The sequence below is a fragment of the Nostoc sp. DedQUE05 genome, from assembly GCF_034530955.1.
Taxonomy (GTDB): domain Bacteria; phylum Cyanobacteriota; class Cyanobacteriia; order Cyanobacteriales; family Nostocaceae; genus Nostoc.
The window spans coordinates 34676-56367 of record NZ_JAVRCB010000042.1; the positions used below are offsets into that span (position 1 = coordinate 34676).

The 21692-nt window shown below is 41.6% G+C and carries 22 protein-coding genes; 11 read left to right on the forward strand and 11 right to left on the reverse strand.

Annotated features, from left to right (window positions below; genetic code table 11):
* Window positions 1–34: 34 nt before the first annotated feature.
* The 3 genes from RMZ42_RS26245 to RMZ42_RS26255 form a co-directional block, all read right to left on the reverse strand.
* Window positions 35–802: a phycoerythrobilin:ferredoxin oxidoreductase gene (locus RMZ42_RS26245; RefSeq protein ID WP_322674173.1), complete on the reverse strand. Its 768-nt coding sequence runs from the start codon at window positions 800–802 to the stop codon at window positions 35–37.
* Window positions 803–852: 50 nt separating this feature from the next.
* Window positions 853–1587, reverse strand: coding sequence for a 15,16-dihydrobiliverdin:ferredoxin oxidoreductase (locus RMZ42_RS26250; protein WP_322674174.1), 735 nt, complete (start codon window positions 1585–1587; stop codon window positions 853–855).
* A gap of 252 nt (window positions 1588–1839) precedes the next feature.
* Window positions 1840–2418 carry a phycobiliprotein lyase gene (locus RMZ42_RS26255; RefSeq protein ID WP_322674175.1) on the reverse strand — a complete coding sequence of 193 codons (579 nt, stop codon included), beginning with the start codon at window positions 2416–2418 and terminating at the stop codon, window positions 1840–1842.
* A gap of 115 nt (window positions 2419–2533) precedes the next feature.
* Between RMZ42_RS26255 and RMZ42_RS26260 the strand changes: the two genes are divergently transcribed.
* Window positions 2534–3382, forward strand: coding sequence for a pentapeptide repeat-containing protein (locus tag RMZ42_RS26260; RefSeq protein ID WP_322674176.1), 849 nt, complete (start codon window positions 2534–2536; stop codon window positions 3380–3382).
* A gap of 93 nt (window positions 3383–3475) precedes the next feature.
* On the opposite strand, the gene RMZ42_RS26265 is transcribed toward RMZ42_RS26260, so the two are convergent.
* Together RMZ42_RS26265 and RMZ42_RS26270 are read right to left on the reverse strand one after the other, a co-directional pair.
* Window positions 3476–3676 (reverse strand): hypothetical protein, encoded by a 201-nt coding sequence (locus tag RMZ42_RS26265; protein ID WP_322674177.1) that lies wholly within the window; start codon window positions 3674–3676, stop codon window positions 3476–3478.
* 151 nt (window positions 3677–3827) lie between these two features.
* Window positions 3828–4490: a HEAT repeat domain-containing protein gene (locus RMZ42_RS26270; RefSeq protein ID WP_322674178.1), complete on the reverse strand. Its 663-nt coding sequence runs from the start codon at window positions 4488–4490 to the stop codon at window positions 3828–3830.
* A 233-nt stretch (window positions 4491–4723) separates the two neighbouring features.
* Here RMZ42_RS26270 and RMZ42_RS26275 point away from each other — a divergent pair, with 233 nt between their 5' ends.
* From RMZ42_RS26275 to RMZ42_RS26310, 8 genes are all read left to right on the forward strand, one after another.
* Window positions 4724–5305, forward strand: coding sequence for a phycobilisome protein (locus tag RMZ42_RS26275; RefSeq protein WP_322674179.1), 582 nt, complete (start codon window positions 4724–4726; stop codon window positions 5303–5305).
* Between the two features lie 452 nt (window positions 5306–5757).
* A complete protein-coding gene (locus RMZ42_RS26280; RefSeq protein WP_322674180.1) occupies window positions 5758–6621 on the forward strand; it encodes a phycobilisome linker polypeptide in 864 nt (287 codons plus the stop codon).
* Window positions 6622–7092: 471 nt separating this feature from the next.
* On the forward strand, window positions 7093–7851 hold the full coding sequence (locus RMZ42_RS26285) for a phycobilisome rod-core linker polypeptide (RefSeq protein WP_322674181.1): 759 nt from the start codon (window positions 7093–7095) through the stop codon (window positions 7849–7851).
* Window positions 7852–8188: 337 nt separating this feature from the next.
* Window positions 8189–8713, forward strand: a complete 525-nt coding sequence (locus tag RMZ42_RS26290; RefSeq protein ID WP_322674182.1) for a phycobiliprotein lyase — start codon at window positions 8189–8191, stop codon at window positions 8711–8713.
* A 155-nt stretch (window positions 8714–8868) separates the two neighbouring features.
* The gene (locus RMZ42_RS26295) at window positions 8869–9498 is read left to right on the forward strand and encodes a chromophore lyase CpcT/CpeT (RefSeq protein WP_322674183.1); all 630 of its coding nucleotides are present in this window, start codon (window positions 8869–8871) and stop codon (window positions 9496–9498) included.
* On the forward strand, window positions 9492–9830 hold the full coding sequence (locus tag RMZ42_RS26300; protein ID WP_099102916.1) for a CpeR family transcriptional regulator: 339 nt from the start codon (window positions 9492–9494) through the stop codon (window positions 9828–9830). The genes RMZ42_RS26295 and RMZ42_RS26300 overlap by 7 nt, the downstream gene beginning before the upstream one ends.
* Window positions 9831–10175: 345 nt before the next feature.
* Window positions 10176–11183, forward strand: a complete 1008-nt coding sequence (locus RMZ42_RS26305) for a phycobilisome rod-core linker polypeptide (protein WP_322674184.1) — start codon at window positions 10176–10178, stop codon at window positions 11181–11183.
* A gap of 421 nt (window positions 11184–11604) precedes the next feature.
* Window positions 11605–12522: a M23 family metallopeptidase gene (locus tag RMZ42_RS26310; RefSeq protein WP_322674185.1), complete on the forward strand. Its 918-nt coding sequence runs from the start codon at window positions 11605–11607 to the stop codon at window positions 12520–12522.
* A 262-nt stretch (window positions 12523–12784) separates the two neighbouring features.
* Here the strand turns inward: RMZ42_RS26310 and RMZ42_RS26315 are convergent, their stop codons facing one another.
* Complete coding sequence (locus RMZ42_RS26315; protein ID WP_322674186.1) at window positions 12785–13639, reverse strand: cyanophycinase; 855 nt, start codon at window positions 13637–13639, stop codon at window positions 12785–12787.
* 403 nt (window positions 13640–14042) lie between these two features.
* Entirely contained in the window at window positions 14043–14246 is a 204-nt protein-coding gene (locus tag RMZ42_RS26320) for a hypothetical protein (RefSeq protein ID WP_322674187.1), read from the reverse strand.
* Between the two features lie 328 nt (window positions 14247–14574).
* On the opposite strand from RMZ42_RS26320, the gene RMZ42_RS26325 reads away from it, so the two are divergent.
* Together RMZ42_RS26325 and RMZ42_RS26330 are read left to right on the forward strand one after the other, a co-directional pair.
* Entirely contained in the window at window positions 14575–16485 is a 1911-nt protein-coding gene (locus tag RMZ42_RS26325; protein ID WP_322674188.1) for an acetate--CoA ligase family protein, read from the forward strand.
* A gap of 226 nt (window positions 16486–16711) precedes the next feature.
* Window positions 16712–17302, forward strand: coding sequence for a thioredoxin family protein (locus tag RMZ42_RS26330; RefSeq protein WP_322674189.1), 591 nt, complete (start codon window positions 16712–16714; stop codon window positions 17300–17302).
* A gap of 84 nt (window positions 17303–17386) precedes the next feature.
* Here RMZ42_RS26330 and RMZ42_RS26335 read toward each other — a convergent pair whose 3' ends face one another.
* From RMZ42_RS26335 to RMZ42_RS26350, 4 genes are all read right to left on the reverse strand, one after another.
* The gene (locus RMZ42_RS26335) at window positions 17387–18406 is read right to left on the reverse strand and encodes a sensor domain-containing diguanylate cyclase (protein ID WP_322674190.1); all 1020 of its coding nucleotides are present in this window, start codon (window positions 18404–18406) and stop codon (window positions 17387–17389) included.
* An 821-nt stretch (window positions 18407–19227) separates the two neighbouring features.
* Window positions 19228–19578, reverse strand: coding sequence for a hypothetical protein (locus tag RMZ42_RS26340; protein WP_322674191.1), 351 nt, complete (start codon window positions 19576–19578; stop codon window positions 19228–19230).
* Between the two features lie 107 nt (window positions 19579–19685).
* Complete coding sequence (locus RMZ42_RS26345) at window positions 19686–19916, reverse strand: DUF6737 family protein (protein WP_104906287.1); 231 nt, start codon at window positions 19914–19916, stop codon at window positions 19686–19688.
* A gap of 59 nt (window positions 19917–19975) precedes the next feature.
* Window positions 19976–21595 carry a cyclic peptide export ABC transporter gene (locus RMZ42_RS26350; RefSeq protein ID WP_322674192.1) on the reverse strand — a complete coding sequence of 540 codons (1620 nt, stop codon included), beginning with the start codon at window positions 21593–21595 and terminating at the stop codon, window positions 19976–19978.
* Window positions 21596–21692: the final 97 nt, after the last annotated feature.

Sequence of the window (21692 nt, forward strand, 5' to 3'; positions counted from 1 at the left end):
GAGGTACTCAGCACTGAGTACGGTCAAAGAGCCTCTAGTTAATAGCTGTTAATTTTCTCTCTAGGTCAAATAAAAAGCCGTGGATATACTCTTCAGTCCATTCGGCACCATAGAAGCGTTTAAACATCCCTCGCGCTGGGTCTTTTTCAGCCCGATATCTGAGGTATCGCAGTTGGGCTTGTTCAATGGCTACTAAATTTTGGGAATCTGTTATGGGTTCTGCCTGCTCTACGAAATCGAGATAAGCTTTCAAATAGTCTTTGAAAGCGGCAAACACCTGAGTTTCTACTACAGCCGTTTCTTGGGGACGAGTCCACAGAAAAGCGGGAGAGAAAAAGGGCTGTGCTTCTTCGGGAAAATCTCCCCCCCAAGACAGATGTTGCTGATGCGCGTGGAAAATCGGCAAAATTGGTTCAGTATATTTTGCTTGATATGCCAGATCGTCCCGAAATAGGGGCTGCATATCCAAAGCAATTAGATGTCCTCCTGGCAATGTCACCAAATCTGCCCCAAAAAAGGGTAAATCGTAGTTGAGGCGCGGAAAAATCACAAAATTCAGCACTTGCAGCGAATTGCCACCTTGTACGTGAGCTGCCCGAATTTGCCGCAATTTTGAAGTTTGAAAGGCATAACTGGTGGTGACAACTTCTTCCTGATTCTTTCCCTTACCCACAACAGCACTCTTGGACTCAAATCCAGTGGGGATAGGATAGGGCTGTAAATCCAAACGCGATCGCATATAGGCGATCGCATAATCGAGAAATGGCTGATAAAGCGTCACGTTGCTTCGCTCCGAATTCAAAATTAATAATCCCCAATGCCCAATGCCCAATGCCCAATGCCCAATGCCAATTATCTTTTGCCGGCACCGACTGCTAGGGGAACAGCATCTTCAAATAAGAATTCATGGAGAAAGCGCTCTGCCCATTCATGACCAAAGTAACTGCTAAACAAACCAGATGCTGGATCGCGGTCTGCACTATATTGGTCATAGTCTTTTTGGGCTTTGACAATCCGTTGGATATCTTCAGGGTCTTGGAGCGGTTTGGCAGCTGCTAACATTTGCCAATACAAGTTTAAATAATCCTGAAAAGCTTCAAAGACTCGTGTTGCCACTGTTTCCGGGTCGGTTTTGGCAAACAATAGATATTTAGAAAAATACTGGTTGGCATCGTAAAACTTCATTTCTAAGTTTTGTGCCAAATCCGGGTATCGATCGTGGAGAGATTTTAGCGGAAATATATATTTTTTTTGATAATCTTCATCCTGAAATAAAGGCTGGAAATCAAGCACAATCAGATTTTTGACTTTTCCAAAGGATAAAAAATCAATCCCTAACAGAGGTAAATCGTAGTGGTGACTGGGATAAATTACGCTGTTAAAAATTTGAGCGCTTTCTCCAGCATCAATGTAGGTATAGCGAATTTTCCGCAACTCTTGAGATTGGTAACACCAACTGCGAATAGTTGCTGGGTTTCTGCCGCGATCGCTAACTTTGAATTCCAAACCAGGGGGAATGACCCTACTTTGTAAATCAAATCGCTGAAATAGCTCTTTTTCTAAAAATTCCAGGAAAGGCTTATACATGGAGCATGATTTGTTAACCCTTGCATGAAAATAAGTTATGGCGATCGCGCACGTCTCATTTATGAGAAACAAAGCAACATTCCTTAATGGGGAATTGGGGATTGGGGATTGGGGATTGGGGATTGGGCATTGGGGATTAGGGATTGGGGATTGGGGATTAGGCATTGGGAATTAAGAAAATTCTTTCCCAGTCCCCAGTCCCCAGTTCCCAGTTCCCAGTTCCCAGTCCCCAGTCCCCAGTCCCCAATCCCACTAACGCCTAGCATGATTGCGACCGATCATTTGCTGCAAGACTTCTTGGGAAACACAGCGACGCTCCGAACAATAAGTCATCAAGTTAATTCCGTTCATCATTCGTACTGTACTGACTCTGACACGAAAATCATCCGTAACAAACCAACAACGTTCCTGACCTTGATTGTTGTCATAGTCAGTATCAATCGTCAGCACTCCATCATCAGCAAATCGATATCGGCTCACAACCGGAATGCTCTCAACATAGCCTTGGTTGCGAATCAGTTTTCCAGAACGCCTCGTTTCGTCGGGAACATCAACCAAAATCGCAGCATTATCGGTATTCGGTAGTCTGGTATCTAGGTTAGCTTGCCATGCAAAGCTAGCACCGCTTGTTGCTTTACTAGGATCTATCCCTTGGGCTTTACAAACTTCTTGGACTTTCGGATCGTCCTTTTCCATGACTTTTATAATCAAATTCGACTCCCCCGACTCATCCGCCGCCGAGTCAAAATGATGAACGGCGCGTTCCGTAAACCACGTACCCTCACTTTTACGGAAGAAATCGATCATTGTCAAAGGCGGTATTATATGCATCTGTTTTGAAACCTCGTTTTATCAAATTTTGGCGTTATTAATACTGAGTGATGAGATGAAGTCCCGGTTTAGCTAAAGTGTAGAATAACTCCAAAAGTGATACTTTAATCAGCTGATGACAAATAGTGAAATTCAACTTATTACAAGCGATGCCTGCGGCAACGGCTTTGCTGATCGCCCCAGTCCAACTCCAGAAATCTTAACAGCCCTGAAAGCCGGAATCCCTGTGGATTCGATAGATTTGTACCAATTTAATCTCAAGGAAGTCGATTTCCGACAAGCTAACTTGAGTAAAGCCAATCTATTAGGAGCCGACCTTAGTGAAGTGCTATTAAGTAATCTCGATTTGAGTGGGGCAGATTTGCGAGGCGCTAATCTGCAAGGAGCCGATTTGAGTGGGGCTAATTTGCAGGGAGCCTATTTAAACCGTGCTGACCTCCAACAAGCAAATCTCAGTGGCGCAAATTTGGAGGGAGCCAAACTCCAAGTAGCACGTTATGATTCACAAACGAAATGGCCCGAAGAATATAACTACAAAACTTCGGGAGCAGTAGGGCCGGGTGCTAATCTCAATGGTGCTTTTCTGAATACAGCTTCTTTACGAAATGCAGATTTACAAGGTGCTAATCTGCGTGGAGCCTATCTGAGTGGCGCTGACTTGACAGGAGCCAATTTGCAAGGTGCTTCTTTGAGTGGTGCCGATCTAACAAAAGCTTATTTGACAGGGGCTTGCTTACGGAATGCTCGATTGACAGGAGCCGATTTGCGGGATACAGACCTGCGAGCAACCGATCTCAGTGATGCAGAGATGGAGCATCTTCAAAGTATTGCTGGGGCAGATTTTACTCTTGCTCAAGGACTCACAGAAGCAACTAAAGCTATGCTTTCCAGTCGTCCACATTCAGAACTCGATGTTTGGAACGCCTATACCCGCAAAACAACTCGTGAAAGTTTGAGTGCTTGACCGTGCCAATTTTAGATTTTAGATGCAAGCCGCGCTCCTTGTGAGCGAAATAAATCCATCCAAAATTGTTTGACCAGTTGCTCTGTAGTGAGTTTACAACGGCTGCCAGTTCTTTTTCAGGAGTGCTAAAAATGTCGCGTATCCTTCGGAAAAACCAGGCGGATCGGGTAGAACATATTGGGGAAATTCTTTATACGATCGCCAAGGTTCCGAAGCATTATGCCGCAAATGTAAGGCAATTTCTGAGGAACCTGGTAATCGCCAAGTCATTTGACCAGTTTGTATATCAGTCACAAATGCCTCCTCATCTCGAAAAAGTTGATCTTTTATTCCAGATTTTGGCAGATTAACCGGATATTTTGGTCAAATTTAAGGTAAAATAAAATATTTACTATTTATCTGATACGTTTTCTCACAATATTGCATTGCAGACAAACCCACAGCGCTATTGTGGCAACAGGTCTTCTAAAGCAGCGCCGACAACCCGGTGATCTTTATCCTGTCTGAGTTGGTTCAGAGCTGCTTTGGCTTCCGGTTCATCAAATCGTTTGAGAGCATAGCTAACTCGCACGCGCATCCGCCAAGATTCATCATTCACCAACGTTAGTATTTGGGATAATGCCGCAGTATGTTGACTAGAATTAGCCAGTAAGCCAAGTGCATCAACAGAAGATTCCTGAACTGTGAAATCTTCATCTTTTAAACCCTGAACGCATATATCAAATAGTTCTTCAGGGCAATCCATTTCAGCGATCGCAGCTAAAATGCTCCGTCTAACTAGCCAGTGCTCATCCTGATAATATGCCAAAACTAGATGAGAAACTGCGACTCTGCCAAATAGCGATAACGAATTTGCCGCCTCAGCCCGCACGTTGGGAGTATCATCAAATTTCATAATTTGCATCAAAGCTGCAAAAGATTCCGCTGATTGTTGATTACCCAAACCTCTAGCCACAAAAGAACGCACCAAAAATTCTGAGTCATGAAGTTTGCTCGTAAGCAGAGGAACTGCAACTTCTGATTCATAATCATTTAAAGCAGCGATCGCCTTCAAACGATAGTGAAAATCTGGGTTCTTTAGTTCAGCTTGGATTTTATGGATTTCCATAAGTGCATTTAATACAGCTATTCTTTATTTTAGGGCATTGGGCATAGGGCATTGGAAAAGAAGAGGCAAAGGCAGGAGGCAGGAGGCAGGAGGCAGAAGTTCTAAAATGTTTGAATTTTGAATGCGTGAATTTTGAATTGATTTGTCCCCCTTCCAGCACAATGCCCAATGCCCAATGCCCCATGCACCATAATGCCCAATGCCCCATTCCCCATCCCCCATCCCCTAAATCAATGACTCAATTAAGCGAAACCGTTAAAGAATTAATCGCTAAAGCTAGAATTGTCAGCTTTGCTGAGTGGGAACAGTCCCATCCAAAAGCAGCGATCGCTATATTTCAAGCTGCGGATGATGCTTTTCGCTACCTAAGCGACGAAGATTTATCGCAGATTAAAACCTTGTCACCCGATAATTCTGAGTTGATTCCTGTTGCTCAATTGTTACGCGATCGCGCCGCCGAAATCGTTGATGAATCTAGAGAACAAGTTTTAGCAACTTATCCCGAAATTATCCAGCCTGGAGGCGGTCTTTATCCACCTGAACGCGCCCAAGCTTGCTGGCGAGATTTTTGGCATTTTCTTCGCTGCATTACTTATGGCATAGCAGGTGGACACACTGAATATACAAGCCCCACAGGACTGCATTATATGAATTTGCTCTATCAGGAATTACAAGTTCCCTTGGATGCAATGATTTTAGGCTTAAAAAGCATCAAGGCTGCTAGTTTGAAACTTTGCCAAGGCGATCGGCAGCAAATTATTGCTCCCTATTTTGACCATTTAATCAGCCAATTGGCTACTTTCCAAATTCGATAAGTTAAGTGTAAGTGGGCATGAATAATCAAAGGTTTGTAGTCAGAGCTTCAGCCTTGACTAACAGACAATATTACTTAATTTTATCTTGCGTAAGATAGTTGAATTTATTCATGCCCACTGGTTGAGATAAACTTAAGTGACTCAGCACAATTAATACTCTAGCTTAAGGGAATGGCAAAATACCATCACTTGCATCCCAATTGCAAATCCAATACTAAAAAAAAGCTGAATTTTCTCTAAAGTATGATTTAACTTAACAAATTTTAATAAATATGGTTTCAGCATCGTATCACAATGTGTAAAGGCAAACGATGCAAAAACTTAAAATCATCACGACTAATAAGGATTTAAAATCTCTATGTCCCCTAGTTTGTCACTATGATGTAAAGTTTTTTAACATCTGCTGAATATCTTTCTCATAAAATTTAGTTGTTAACTGGGAGATAGTTTGAATGGCTTTTGGACCAGCATCACGATTAGGGGTCGCTCTATTTGAAGACACTGATCCTATTGATCTGTGGCCAAATCGCTCTAATGAGGATGTTGAAACCGTAATTAGAAGTGTCTATAAACAAGTTCTAGGCAACGCTTATGTAATGGAAAGTGAGCGGCTTTCTGTTGCTGAATCTCAACTCAAACGGGGTGAGATTAGCGTTCGCGGGTTTGTGCGTCAAGTCGGGAAGTCGGAACTTTACCGTTCGCGGTTTTTTGATAACACCCCTCGTTATCGGGCGATTGAATTAAATTTCAGACATTTCCTTGGTCGTGCGCCATTGGATTTAGAAGAAACGCGTACACACAGTACTATTCTGGATACAAAGGGTTTTGAGGGTGAGATTGATTCTTATCTAGACAGCGACGAATACCAAGAAACTTTTGGGGAAAACATTGTGCCTTATATTCGGGGCTACAAAACCGAAGCTATTCAAGGTTTGGTTCAGTTTACCCACTTATTTCAACTGGTACGTGGTTCCTCTAGCAGCAGTCTGAAAGGTGACTTAGCTGGCAAACAACCAAAATTAAACAGTTTGCTAATTCAAAGCACGCCTACTCCTGTAGTTTCACCAGCCAGCAAGGGCGCTACATTCCGCAACCCAACATCTACCCCTCGCACTCGTCAGGGTGTGGGTTCTGGTGATGATGGTAAGGTATACCGGATTGAAGTTAGTGGCTACAAAGCAAATGTGGTAAATAATATTTCCAAATTTCGCCGCAGTAACCAAGTCTTTTTCGTGCCATACAATAAGCTTTCACAAGAGTATCAACGGATTCACCAGCAGGGTGGCACGATCGCCAGTATTACCCCTGTCAACTAAAGAATAAAAATTGGGGATTTACAGATTAGGGATTGGGAAATAATTCCGGTGTACTCAGTCTCTAATCTTTCAAGCCCCAGTGTTGCTCGTTCTGGGATTTACGCAAAACTAAACGCACTCAAGGGCAATACCTTGCGGAAAGCCGCTTCTGAGCGAGACACTCCGCATAGCTAGCTTCCACCTAGAAGTATGCGTCTACATAAAATTGCCCTTACCTGAAAAGAATGATTTTCGGCTATTTTTTGCGTAAATCGCGATCGCTCAAAAGTTAGCCAAAGCGATCGCTAATCTGGAGTTTGACCAATTCCGCCGTCAGTTGTGATATACGAAGACATTTAACACATTTTCACAAACTAAAGTTTTACAAAAGCTAGTCAGTAGCAAAAATAACTGACAACTGATGGGAAATTCTACCTCCATAAGGGGTAGGATGCTCGGAAATTAAATTAGCGTTTTTCAGGAGATACCTCAATGTCACTTTGGGCAATTGATTCACCTAATGTTGAACTGCGTCCGAACACCAGCGAAAGCGAATTACAAACACTGATTCGGGCAGTTTACAAACAGGTTTTGGGTAATGCTCACTTGTTGTCAAGTGAGCGACTAGCCACTGCTGAATCGCAATTGCGCGATCGCAAAATCAGCGTCCGCGAATTCGTCAACATGGTTGCGAAATCAGAACTTTATCAATCCCTGTTTTTCAACTCTTCTTCCCAGTATCGGTTCATTGAACTGAACTTCAAACACCTGCTAGGGCGTCCTCCTGCCGATCAGGCAGAAATTTCCGAACACGTCCGCATCTACAACGAACAGGGCTATGATGCTGAGATCGACTCCTATATCGATAGCAACGAATATCAGCAGAATTTTGGCGAGAATATTGTTCCCTATGTTCGCAGCACAAGCTCCCAAATCGGAATTAAAAATGTTACCTTTAACCGCACCTTTAGCTTAGTCAGAGGATTCGCTAGCAGTGATAGCGATCGCAAAGCCAAACTGATCGGCGATATCGGTTCTAATTTATCTACATCCATCAAAGCTCCCGCAGCTGGTTCTAGTGTCAGCACCACCGACAAACGCTTCTTGATTAAGGCTGTCAAAGGTGCAGGTAATCTCCGTACTCGTCTGGGCAACCTGGAATATGTAGTTAACTACAACCAACTTTCTGGACAAGTGCAAAACATTCATCGCACAGGCGGCAAAATTATCAGTATCACTGAAGTTGCTTAGATTTGTCTAAGTAGGAGACTGGGGACTGGGGACTGGGGACTGGGGACAAGGGGGACAAGGGGGACAAGGGGACAAGGGGACAAAAAAAACTCCTAACTTCTAACTCTTGTACAGACGCGATTAATCGTGTCTCTACTCTTAACTCTTGTACAGACGCGATTAATCGTGTCTCTACTCTTAACTCTTGTACAGACGCGATTAATCGCGTCTCTCCCCACTCAGCACTCCCAAATTCAGTTGTGGTCAAGGAGGCTAACATATAGAGTAGGAGAATAACCTTCTTTTTTACCAAGATATCTCTTGGATTTTAAGCTACTTTTTTAAGATCACTTTTCTAATGGAAATTACTGACTTTTTTGAACTTTCAATTGGTCGATGGCGATCGCAGCGTAGCGCTCATCATTTAGCATTCGCCCACTTTGAAGAAGTGTTATCTAACATTGACATCGAGTCTCTATCCACTAACGATCCAGCAGTGGCAGCAATCTGTCAATTGTATAACACTGAACCCGCCAGTATCACTCACCCTTTTCGGATGACTTGGGAAGGTGAGTCAGACTGGGACGATAAACCAATCTCTGGCAGTACTGTACTAGTACCAATTCCCGATGTCGAAAATCCTTCTAGAGGCAAACTCTTGCGGGACAAGGGATACGCTGAAACAATTCCAGCAGTGGCTAAATATCATCTGAGTGATGATGGGATTTTTACCCTGTTAACAGAGTATGAACTCGCTGCTGCTGAGGAGCGAATTTGGTTTGCTAACCCAAATCTTCGGTTTCGGGTAGCGACGATTAAAACCAGTGATGGTAAAGGCGTGACTACAGCTTCCTTTTCTTCAGAGATTCGCTCTTTGTCTTAAACCAATTAGCAAATATCAGGTTAAAACATAAAAGGATACAAGCTCCTAAATTTATTTATGGAGATTGTAATACGTGAATACTTCTCCTGGCGGAGAGGCTACGCCAACGACAAGCTCAGTACAAGTTTTGAATTTTGAATTTGGAGCGAAGCGACGTGACGATAGCGCCCAGCGAATCTAGCACTAACGCTAGCGATTTGCTCACCTTAGCCTGTTGGATGGCAGGAGATTTTAGCAACTACAAGCAATCTTTTGCAAATCCGCAACTTTACGCCCACATTCACATTTATTTTCGTCCTTTACCGATTGAATTTTTTTCTGGCATCGGTTTCTATTCTGAACAAGCTTATGACCATGATTTATGGACACCCTATCGTCAGGGAGTACATCGACTAGTCGATTTGGGCGATCGCATTTATATCGAAAATTACAGCTTGAAAGATCAGATGCTTTATGCAGGTGCAGCTCGTGAATTAGATATCCTCAAAACCATCACCCCAGAAAGCATCGAACGGCGTTATCACTGTTCAATGGTTTTCCAACGAGAAGGTGAAATGTTTCGAGGTAGTGTGGAACCAGGCAATCAATGTCTGATTAAACGCAATGGATGCCAGACATATCTTGTCAGCGAAGTAGAAATAACCGAGCGTACTTGGATAAGTCTAGATAAAGGCATGGATATTGAAACCCATAAGCAAATATGGGGATCTACTGCTGGGCCATTACAATTTGAAAAACGGGAGAGTTTTGCTGATGAATTACGTGCGGTGAGCGCATCATGTTGATTCAGCTTGAATCTGTTAAAACCAAAATGTTGCCTCCACTGGCTGAAAAAAAAATGCGCTGCTGGATTCGCAGCCGCCATTTGATTTGTTCGGGTAATTTTTTTATATTCGAGACATTAGAATATACAACGATTGAGAGATTCTCTGAATGCGTTGCTTCTTTAGGAGGGACAGTAATATCCGTTGACCCAGTTAATAAAATCTGGATGGGCGATCATCGCCAAGTAATTTTATATCAGGCAAAAGCCAGTTTACATACACCTCATCATACTTTGAAACAATATTGGATCAAATACGGTGGTTTCTACACTAGATTTGATGAGCGTGCTTGAGAGTTACTATCCTGTAGAAATTATTCTGACAGGCGTTTATACTCTAATTCAAAATTAAGTTTTGAATTTTAAATACTCCCCAAGGGGGTTGACGGCTAATTATTAATGTCTAATTGCTAATTTCTCATTGTGATTAGTTGTTAGTTATTAATAGTTAGCCGTCTAAGTTTGTTAGAAAATGTAACTAAAAAAATCACCAAAAGTTGATAAGTTAATATCAATAACCAGTAATTAGTAAATCTTAAGTAGGGACTGTTATGGCTTTGCATTTTAGTATTGCCACCCTACTACAGAAATTTTATTTTACTTGACAAATTAGTTCCCCTTACCCACAATAACCCAACTATGCAAACCTTCTTAGACGAAGAAACCAGACGACGCCAATATCAAGCATTTCCCCAAACAGAACCTATAGAACTGTGGAATACTGCTTCAGTTGATGACATTGAAATTGTAATTCGAGCAGTTTATCGGCAAGTGTTGGGTAATGCTTACATCATGGAAAGTGAGCGGCTCGTAGTTCCAGAATCCCAACTCAAGCAAGGTATAATCGATGTGCGTGAGTTTGTGCGTCAAGTTGCCAAATCAGAGTTATATCGCTCTAGATTTTTTGATAACGTTTACCGCTACCGGGCAATTGAACTTAACTTTAAGCATCTACTCGGACGCGCTCCCGATGACTACTCCGAAACTAAACATCACAGCAACATTCTAGATGAGAAAGGTTTTGAAGCGGATATTGATTCTTATCTTGATAGCGACGAGTATCTAGATGCCTTTGGCGAGAACATAGTGCCATATTACCGGGGTTATAAAACTCAAACCGGCAAAAAGATATTGGAATTTACCAATATGTTACAACTGCTGCGGAGCAATTCTAGCAGTGATAAGAACCTAGCATCGAATAATGAACCTCAACTGGTGCGATCGCTAATTACCAACGCTCCTTACGGCAGACAGAAACTCACAGATATTAGTGCATTGCTGGCTGAAATATTCAAGCCCAAGCCAGAAACTGCTGCTCCAGTTAATACCTTTATTGCAGCTTCCACAGCAGCCGAGGAAAGCTTGCGGCAAAAGATTAAAGAGCAAGAAAGCCAGATTGCAACTTTGCAACAACAATTAGCAGACTTACGACCATTTGCCAGCATCGGCACAACAAAATTTAGTAGTAGTTGGCAGTCTTCTAGTTTGCCCACTAGCACAGGTGAGTATACATCTTTGCAACAGCAAGCTGACGCCCAAGAAAAACAGATTTCAGCTTTGCAAGAGCAAATTGCTGATGCTCGACGATCTGCAACAATTGGGGAAGCTCGGTTGAATAAATGGCGCAGTCGCGTTTTTAATGGTTAATTTCTCTAATATTTCTCTAATGTTTAATTTTATCGGGTGGGTTAGGCAAGTTTAACTCACCTATTTTTTTACTGTAGACATGATATAAAATCAAGACCTCGTTGGTGAATTCAAAATCTAACAAGCTAAAAAGCTATAAACTCACTAAGCTAACGCGCCTACATATTGCACTATTTTCTGTGTAAACCGTCATTAATCATTAGTCATTTGTGTTTACCAATTGGACTTTGGACAATTGACTTAGGACAACCTCTCCTGAAGGAGACGCTGCGCGTAGCTTGCTTCCCCAGAGGGGTACACCAGTTGATGTGCTTTTCTTTTTGCGTAACAGCTTAAAGATTTCCTGATATTTTCCGAGTAAGCTTGAAACAACAAATAATCAGAAAGTGTCTGAATTATTGTTCTAATAGACTTACAACTTATGCAAAAAGCTATAATTTATCGATACCGTACTTATGGACTAGTTGGGTTAATATCTTTAAGCGCTGTATTAACTACACCTAAATCTGCTTTAACACAATTGGCAGGCGATTCCCCAATTGGGCAAACTCCTATCCCTACTGCTAACTTAATCTGGCCAACTAAAGGGTTTATTTCTCAAGGCTTCCGCAAATATCAACATGAAGGCATTGATATTGCAGGGGCGGCTGGAACTCCTGTTGTTGCTGCGGCATCCGGTACAGTTGTTAAAGCAGGTTGGGATAATTGGGGATTAGGAAATGCCATAACTATTAAACATCTCGACGGCAGCACTACTGTCTATGGTCACAATCGCCGTTTGTTAGTGAGTAAGGGTCAACAGGTCATTCAAGGTCAAATGATTGCCGAAATGGGATCTACAGGCAATAGTACAGCACCTCATCTGCACTTTGAAGTTCATCCAAATGGTCGAATAGCAGTTGACCCCCTTCGTTTGTTGACATCCGTAACTGCAAGTGTTGGCTTTGGTTCTAAAGTTCAGCCAGTGGATAACCAGAACCGCCCAGTTTCGCCACCCCCAGTAGCAAATCAAGTTTCACCCTCACAGCAGCCAATTCCTATAGATTTTGCACCTGTAAACACTGATACGAAATGTAATGGAATTAGTCTTATTGAAGGTGAGACTATAAGCTCTCGTGTAAAAGTCTGTGAAGAAAATGGTCAATTATTTTATATTGGGCAATTGAAGCAATCCCCAAGCAAGCCGATAAAGATAGTAGCTTTGAATATTGGTAAAGACAGATATCGAGCAGATAATGGTAGTTTTTATTATTTAGTCACTCCACAAAAAGTTGAAGTTTGGCGAAATGGCAGTCAGATTCGTTCTGACAGTTTTTATAGTTTAAGGAAATCGCCTTGATATTCTTTCTACCTTACTTACTTTGGTGAAGATGGTTATTTTAAATATCACTCTTTGCTATACCAGATTGTTAAAAACTTAACTACTACACAGACTTTATTTCGCTTAAACTCAGGTTTTAAACAGCTTTCATACCCCCTGCCTACCAAAGGTTCAGACAGGGGGTATTACAGCAATTAGTTGAAGAAGAATGCAGAATTCAGAATTTTGACTCCTGAATTCTGTTCAATAAAACTTTCTGTTTAAATATACTTGCTAAAAGTTAAGTGTTAATTGAAGCAAGTGGTTGAGAGGCATTTGATACAGAGCCATTGTTTACGAGAGGTTGACGAGTTTTCAAGTCAAATTTGAAGCCATGTGGCAAAATATGAAGCTTTGCTCCACAAATTGCCAAAGACTCATCCTTCAAAATTTCGTCCACATTGTTATATGTAGCTTCTGATTCATCAACAATCGTAACCGCACCTTCACCAATTACTTCAACTTGGTTATCTACCACTACCATAGCGGTATTTTCATCAATACCAAATCCTAAGACAGCAGGCTGTAGTACCAAAGCTGATATTAAACGTCCCAAGCGTCCCCGTTGGGAAAAATGCTGGTCAATTACTACCCCTGGTAAAAATCCCATACCTGGGCCCATATCGACAGTTTCAATCCGAGGATGTGTTTCTGAGTCGCCTTCCACAATCATTACGTCTGGCATCACAGCAGCTCCGGCGCTTGTGCCTGCGATAACTGCGCCTTCAGAATAGCGCTGGTGAATCGCCGCATCGATTTCGGTGTCCTTGAGGATGTTGGTAATACGAGCTTGATCTCCCCCTGTAAAAAACACCCCAGTTGCTTTATTAATAGCTTCCAACGCGGTAGATGAAGCTGCATCTTCACGGGTTTCTGTATCAATAATGCGAACAGTTTCGGCTCCCAGGCGCTCAAACACTCTGATGTAATTTTCTCCCACTTCTCTTGGTAGTTCTGTGGCTGCTGTCAGAATTACAATATATGCCTTTGTACCTCCAGCGCGTCTGACAAAGTCCCGCAAAATTACGGAATCACCCTCTTTATCTTCGGCTCCGCCAATAATTACTAACTGCTTTTTGATATTACTTTCAACCATGATGCTCCCTGGGATTTGAGTTAATAAATTTCACTAAAACATGACAATTCAATGTATCAAATCATCCCTTTGATAGATTACTTGATAAAAGTAGGGTTAACATTTGCGTAGACGCATACCCCTACGGGGATCTTGCTACGCAAAGCGTCTGTCTGCGACACCCTGTTCGCGTTCGTACAGAAGCGGCTTGCCGTTAAACATCGCAATTAGACCAAAATACTTTTCTGAAAAATTATCTAATTTTCCAGTTACTAAATAAAATCTACAACATCAACTGCCTCTAGAAGTATTTTCTAGAGGCATTTTTGGCTGTATTGCTAATGGTCTATTGGAGATTTATCGGGCGGTGTGAGTAATGGGTATTGACCCTAGCTAGATGCAAATAGATATCTGATGGCAAGTTCTAATGAATCCGACTTTTGTAAAGCAAGTTAGTTAAGAAAAAACGTGCTTGTTCGAGTGGGAGATGCCTGGGTTTGCCTTGGTAGACAATTTGATATTCATTCATGTCTGGGCCATCCCCATGTCCAGAGATCAGCTTTTGGTGAAAAGCTTCGTCAGCCAGTTCTCGAATTTCATCTCTTAGAGCAGCTTGTGTGCTATTCATACTTTGCTGTCTTTTTATACTGTCTTTTTAATGCCCTACATATATTTATACAATTTTAGGATGAGTGTTGTACCTTTCAAAGGTTATATCTTTAATTATTCATGAGGATGAATTGACTGTTCTTGGTTCCTAACAGAAGATTGAAGATTTAATTATGCCTTAAGATAGTTAAAAATGCTTAGTAATAAAGTTAACGTGGGTTCTGATTAGCTCAGTGGCAAAGCCATCACTCTCCAAAATTAACCTGAGTCAATCTACAATCTATAAGTCTGAGTAATTATAACTCAGCATTAAAAATTTAGGGTGTTTAGCCGAAGGTTCGTAATCAATGGTTCTACAAAAAAGCAGTGAATTAGTCCGCATTAATGCTAGAAGAACGGATGTATTCGATATTTTCAACTTCAAGCATTACCTTGGCCCCAACCCTTATTTAAATGTAGGGGCACTAGCATTTGATTTTGCTCTAATTGACTCTAGAGAGCCTTTGCCCATTGAAGATTATATTGCCAGCATTGGCGATCGCTATCCAAATCTTCGCGAGCAAACCTACGAATCTTATGCCCATCTCTTTGCCCAAGTTGTGTCCGAAGCCGCAAAATTGGACATGGATTTACACCTTAATCGCTGGAGTGTGAAGCCATATCCAAATCTCACCCGGATTAGCATTCAATCACTACATGAACGCACAACTAGAGAGGTAATTTACTTTGTTTGGGATTGGTTTGAAGCCATTACCCAAGATGAAGAGTTTGCCTTTGATGACCAGCTGGTAAGGCTGCAAGATAAATTTCGCGCATCTGTCTACGGAGGCCCCACGGTTTACGCCCTATTGCGAACAGCTTATGAAAAAGGTATTCCCGCCTTTTATTTGTGGGAAGAAGGATTGATGCAATACGGTTTAGGAAAAAAACACGTCCGGGGAGTAGCAACAACATTTAACTGCGATAGCCATCTAGATTCGGAATTTACTACCCGCAAGGATGATTGTAAGGCATTTTTGAAAACCTTGGGTTTCCCAGTACCTGAAGGTAGTATTGTCTTTACCGAAAAAGAAGCTTTGGCAGCAGCACGAGAAATTGGCTACCCAGTGGCAGTTAAGCCAGTGGTAGGTCACAAAGGAATTGGTGTCACGGCTGATGTACAAGACTCAAAAGAACTGATATCTGCTTTTAATCGGTCACTGGCAGCGATTCCCGAAAATCAGCAAACCCGAATAATTGTTGAGAAAAGCATCACAGGATCGGATTTTCGTATGCTGTGTGTTAATGGTCGATTCGTCGCCGCCACAGAACGCCGTCCCGCATCAGTTGTGGGTGATGGGTATTTAACGCTTGCAGAGTTAATTCGCCAAGAAAACCGCAAACCTGCACGTTTAGACACGCCAACCTCGCCGATGAGTAAAATTCAGATCGATGAAGCGATGGAACTCTACCTAGAAGAACAGCGTTTATCATTAGAGAGCGTGATTGAGAAAGGACGCACTGTTTACCTGCGTAAAGTTGCCAATCTTTCAGCTGGAGGTATGAGCATCGATGCAACCCCGACAGTTCATGATGACAATATTATCTTGGCGCAAGATATTGCCCAACATTTCCAACTGACTTGCCTGGGGATTGATGTAATCACCAAAAGTCTTGCAGAATCTTGGAAATCCAGTAACTTTGCCATCTTAGAAATCAATGCTGCACCAGGCGTTTTAATGCATCTGAAACCTTCTGTTGGTGAAAGTGTTGATGTACCTTCTCATATTTTAGAAACCTTTTTTGAGTCGGGTACAGATGCCAGGATACCAATTATTACCTTTAACAAAATCTCAGTTGAAGAACTGCAAGCAACGATTGACCATATCCTTTTGCAAAATCCCAACTGGACAATAGGTGCTGTTTGCCGTGATGCTGTTTTTGTTAATCGCTCGAAAAAAGTATTAAGCAAAGATTACAACAGTAATGTCCAAACTTTGCTGCGTCATCCCAAAGTTGATTTGCTAATTGCCGAGTATCCTGAAGAAATCCTCGAAGAACAGGGCATATTTTACCAAAATAGTAATATCGTAGTTTTGGATAATCCCACCGAAATTGAGATGATTTTGGCGCGAGATGTTTTCGATGGTTCGACTGTGGTGATTAAAAAAGGCAACGATATTTCTATTCGTCGCAAAGGGTTGATTGAAGATTATACTTTGGGTGAAGATGAACCATTTACGCGGGTTTATTTGAAGGAAACTGGAGCAATTTTGTAAGTTAAGTAAATAGGGGACTGGGAACTGGGGACTGGGAACTGGGGAGGCAGGGGAGAAATCAATTCAAAATTCAAAATTAAAGAACTTCTGCCTCCTGCCTCCTGCCTCCTCTTTCCCCATGCCCCATACCCCAGTTCAAGTGTTCCAAAGCTAGAGAAATTAAAGAGCGTAGAGTCAGCTAAACTAAAGAAGAAATTGCTTAAGAAGTTTTAATAATTCTGCTGTTATGAGTACTGATTCATCTGTTAATTCTCCCGAAAAACCTGAATCTACATTCGGGAAGCGTCTGAGAAACTTCTTAATTGTAATGGTAGCGATCGCACTTAGCGTTTCCCTCGTCTTAGGATTGCGAACTGAAACAACCTCGGCAACTCTAGCTAAGTTAAGCGAGACTTCCACACCGTTAGAAGTAGCCCTCAGCAATGGCAAACCATCTCTAGTAGAGTTTTATGCTGATTGGTGTACTGTCTGCCAAAAAATGGCACCAGATATCACTCAACTAGAAACAGAGTATGCTGACAAGATGAATTTTGTCATGTTGAATGTAGATAATACCAAGTGGCTGCCGGAAATGCTGAGATTTCGGGTGGATGGAATTCCTCATTTTGTATTTTTGAGTCAGCAAGGAGAAACCATAGCCCAAGCGATCGGCGATCAACCTCGGAAGATTATGGCTAGTAACTTAGAAGCTTTGGTTACTGGTTCCTCTCTCCCTTATGCTCAAGCTAGCGGTAAAGTTTCTAAGTTTTCAGCCCCAGTAGCACCAACGGCGAATCAAGACGATCCCCGCAGTCATGGCAGCCAGGTGGTAAATTAAAATAATTCGTAATTCGTAATACTTCGGCTACGCTCAGTACAAGTTCGTAATTCGTAGTTAAAGACTGTTATGTGATGGGATATTCTATGTAACAGATTGCCGCTTGAGACGCTTTTGAGCATACATTAATTTGTCAGACCTGGCGATTAGTTGTTCTAGTGACATATTGCTCTCTGGTGAATAACGTTCTATGCCGATACTCATCGAAAGTTTATAGCTACGGTTTTGCTGTTGATTAAAGTTAGCGATATTTGTTTGTAGACGCACTTGGATAGTATCAGCGTCCTTAAAGTAGCTAGAGATGAAAACAATGAACTCATCTCCACCCAAGCGGGCAACAATATCTGAACTCCGAAAACTTTGCTTAAGTAATCGACCAGCATCAATAATCAAGGCATCTCCCATGTCATGACCAAGGGTGTCGTTAATCTGTTTTAGTCCATCTAAATCAATGAAAATAACCCAGCAAAACACTTTCATGCGGTGAGCAATTTTCAACTGCTGTGCAGCCATCAGCAAGAAAGCACGTCGGTTATGCAAACCTGTTAGTTCATCAGTCAGCGATAACTGTCTTCCTTCAATCTCTGCTTGTTTGCGGTAGCGAACTTCCTGAATGAGTTCTATTTGAGCGATCGCCTGACGACTTAGGCGGCGCAGTGCATCTAACTGCTGGTAACTTAGGCGATGAGGAATGGTATCCATAACACACAATGTCCCAATTGGAAGACCATCAGGCGTAATTAAAGGAACACCAGCATAAAAACGAATTTTGGGATTACCTTTGACTAAGGGATTGTTATTAAAGCGATCGTCTTTAAGGGCGTTAGAAACCACTAATATATCATCTGGTTGCAGAATGGCATGGGAGCAAAAAGACCAATCTCTGGGTATTTCGCTACTTTTTAGTCCAAGCTTAGATTTAAACCATTGGCGATCGCTATCAATTAAGCTAATTAAAGCAATTGGAGTCTTACAAATGTAGGCAGCGATCGCAGTTAGGTCATCAAATGCTTGTTCGGGTAGGGTATCTAGAATATTGTAGTCTGCCAGTGCTTTGAGCCTTTCCGTTTCATTGTCAGGTAGAGGAACAGGTTGGATTTTCACAGATGAATGTCTACGCCTTAGCCAGGAAAGTCTAGGGCATTGTAAATTTTGAAACAACCGCGGTATTACCTCTCCAGCTACAAGGCTGGGTAACATAAATATCTCTGCAACGAAAATCAACATTCGGTTGAATATACAGAAATATTTTATTACATGATGTGCTTCATGCCTTTGGTTTGCTCTGTTGTTCATGTCACCCTAACTTTCCCTGTGCAAATTACCTAACTATTTAGATACTTACAAGGTTTTTTGCCCCAAAGAAGCTTAATAAATATCAATTTTATTAAAAAATTATTAAAACTTATTCTATTGTTAGAGTTCTTTATCATGGATTAATGTTTTTGATACTACTAATTTGTTTATATCTACGTAAGTTCCGAGGGTTAGAAACCGATTAGGAGAACTTCTTCTTATAATTTTCTTGAGCGATCGCTTAACTTTGCAGCACAGTTTTGCTCATCTCTGCACGCTTACGCAGATATAATACGTATTTTAGAAGAAGTGGTAGACCTCCCTCCTTACCAAGGGCAGCTACGGTGTATACACAAGTCTGAAATAGCCGAGAAATCACGGTTTTACCCCACCCTAACCCTCCCCTTATAAAGGGGAGGGAACCGGATTTTTCTTGTTTCCCCTCTTTATAAGCGGGGATTAAGGGGGGTAATTTGACTTGTACACACACCGTAGTATGTATTGGGGAGGGAACTAAATTTTCTGTTGTCCCCCTTGATAAGGCAGGACTGATTCATTCCCTAAAAGGCGCTGATTTACAAGCGTTTTAAGCAAAAAAATCAGGTGACTAAAAAATCTGACTCAAATTCTCACGAATGATTTAGGACTGCTGTATAAGCAACAGATACCTCGAAGTCATGTTGAGGTACTTCAAAGTCGTGTTGAGGTACTCCAAAGTCGTGTTGAGGTACTTCAAAGTCGTTTTGAGGTACTCCAAAGTCGTTTTGAGGTACTTCAAAGTCGTTTTGAGGTACTCCAAAGTCGTTTTGAGGTACTCCAAAGTCGTTTTGAGGTACTTCAAACTTAGTCGCACCGCGATCGAGTACATAGGTGCGTAGGCGTAGCCCGTTGTAGGCATCGCTTTCATAAATCTTCAACAAGTCGATTGTTTGATTTTTCAGACAGTCGCTACATCGATAGATTTTATTACAAGTAATCACCCGAACTTGATATAATTAGCTGCATACAATCAGATATACTAAATCTCGAACGTGGTGGAATAATTTTCTCTACCTAGACTAATTTCCCGCATTACATTAAGCTCAAACTACTCTTTATACGACTCTAAAATTCCACTGCGAATCATTAGTTGTGGCCAAAACAACACAAAAAATACCATCCACGTTCCTATCGGGATGGAAACGAGAACTGTTAGCCAGATAGTTTTAAATAGTAACCAGCTACCACCAATCAGTGTTACACCCGTGAGAACTATAGACCAAGGTTGACACCACCAAGGTTTGTAGTTCCAAGGATTTATGGGCTTTTGTTCAGACATTGGTTTTATTTAGTCAAACTCCAAATATTCTTTTAAGAATTATGAATGATTTTGCCAGATTAAGTTTTATCGTACTCTATTTTGCCATAGTCAAGTTTAATAATTCGGTCTGCTAAATGAAAATAGCGATCGTCATGGCTAATCACCAGTACTGTTTTACCCCGCGATCGCAGTTCTGGGAGAAGTTGAGTGTAGAATATTTCTTTGAATACTGGATCTTGATCGGCTGCCCACTCATCAAATAGATAAATTGGTCGATCTTCCAAGTAGGCTGTGAGTAAAGCTAGCCGTTTTCGTTGTCCTTGAGAAAGAGCAGTGGTAGAAATTTGTCCATTTTCAACTTTCACTTTATGGTCTAGTTGCAGTTTTTGTAAATATTTTCTGGCTTGAGCATCCAAGTGAGAATTTTTTAATCCTAAAAGTTCTTCAAATAAATAAAAGTCGGAAAACACCACGGAAAAATGCTGGCGATACCATTCTCGATTCTCTTCGCTAATTAACTCGTCATCAAACCAGATTTCGCCGTTGTCTGGGATATAAAGCCCAGTAATTAGTTTGGCTAATGTAGATTTACCGCTACCATTACCGCCAACAATAAAGACTAATTCTTGAGGATAAAGTGTTAGATCGACAGGGCCAAAAATAAAGCTATTGTCTTCTTGCTCTGTGTAGTAAGTGTGGGTGACACTTTGAAATTTTAACCTGTGCCAGTCAGATTTCAGAGCAGGTGGAACAGTGGATATTTCAGTTCGACTAGCTAGAGATAAACCCAGTGATTCGATTTTTTGTAAAGCAATGCTAGCTTTGCTTAATAAAGGAAGTTTACTGATGATGTTATCCATTGGTAACACCAAGTAAGTAAAGGTCAAAATGTAGCCAGAGAGAGTTTCGGGATTGATAGTAAGCAGATTAGGGAGGACAAACAGTACAAAACCGAGAGCGAAAAAGAATATGAGTTGACCCCAACTTGAAGTTATAGCAAAAAGGCTTAGACCGTTAACGTTGTGATTGCGAAACTCGTTAGCAGTTGATTGTAGTTTCTCTTCTAAAAAGTCTTCACGCCGCTTGTAATTTAGTTTAAGTTCCTTGACTCCTTCGGTAATTGTGCGAAAATGTTTAAATAGATGATCTTCATCTTCACGAGCTAGAGTAAGTAATTGTCCGCCTCTGTTGAGTAGCCACTGACAACTAGCGATCGCAACTACTGAAATCCCACAAACCATCAACAATACTAACCAAGAAAGCCAGGTTATATACGTTATACAACCCAGGACGATCGCTAAATTAATAAAGATAAAAGGCATCTGATAAACAGCATTAGCCACCGCCTGAATATCTTCTGTTAAAGTAGCCAATAATCGAGGATTCCCTAAGCGTTCTAAATGACTCAACTCGGAAGCGAGAATCTGGCGACTTAAACGCATCCGTAATTGCAAGACTGCATTCTGAGAAAGGCGAATCAGCATCACTTGAGAAACGATACTGGTAATTAGTGCAACTATAGCCAGCCCCGCAAAACCCCAAATTATCGATGTGAGCCGGGAAGCATTACCGCTACTTGCAGCATGGCTAATTAAGGCAATCAAGCCAGCACTACTACCGCCACTCAAAAATCCGGTAGCGATCGCGATCGCCACCATCCCCCACGAAGAACGCAAAAGAAAGTAAATCAAATTCATGACAAATGCCTATACCCAGTTGGATACAACAAAAAATGAAAATCTCTCTTTTTATGTCCCATGCGCGATTTCCATAATAGTTGTTTGCCAACCAATT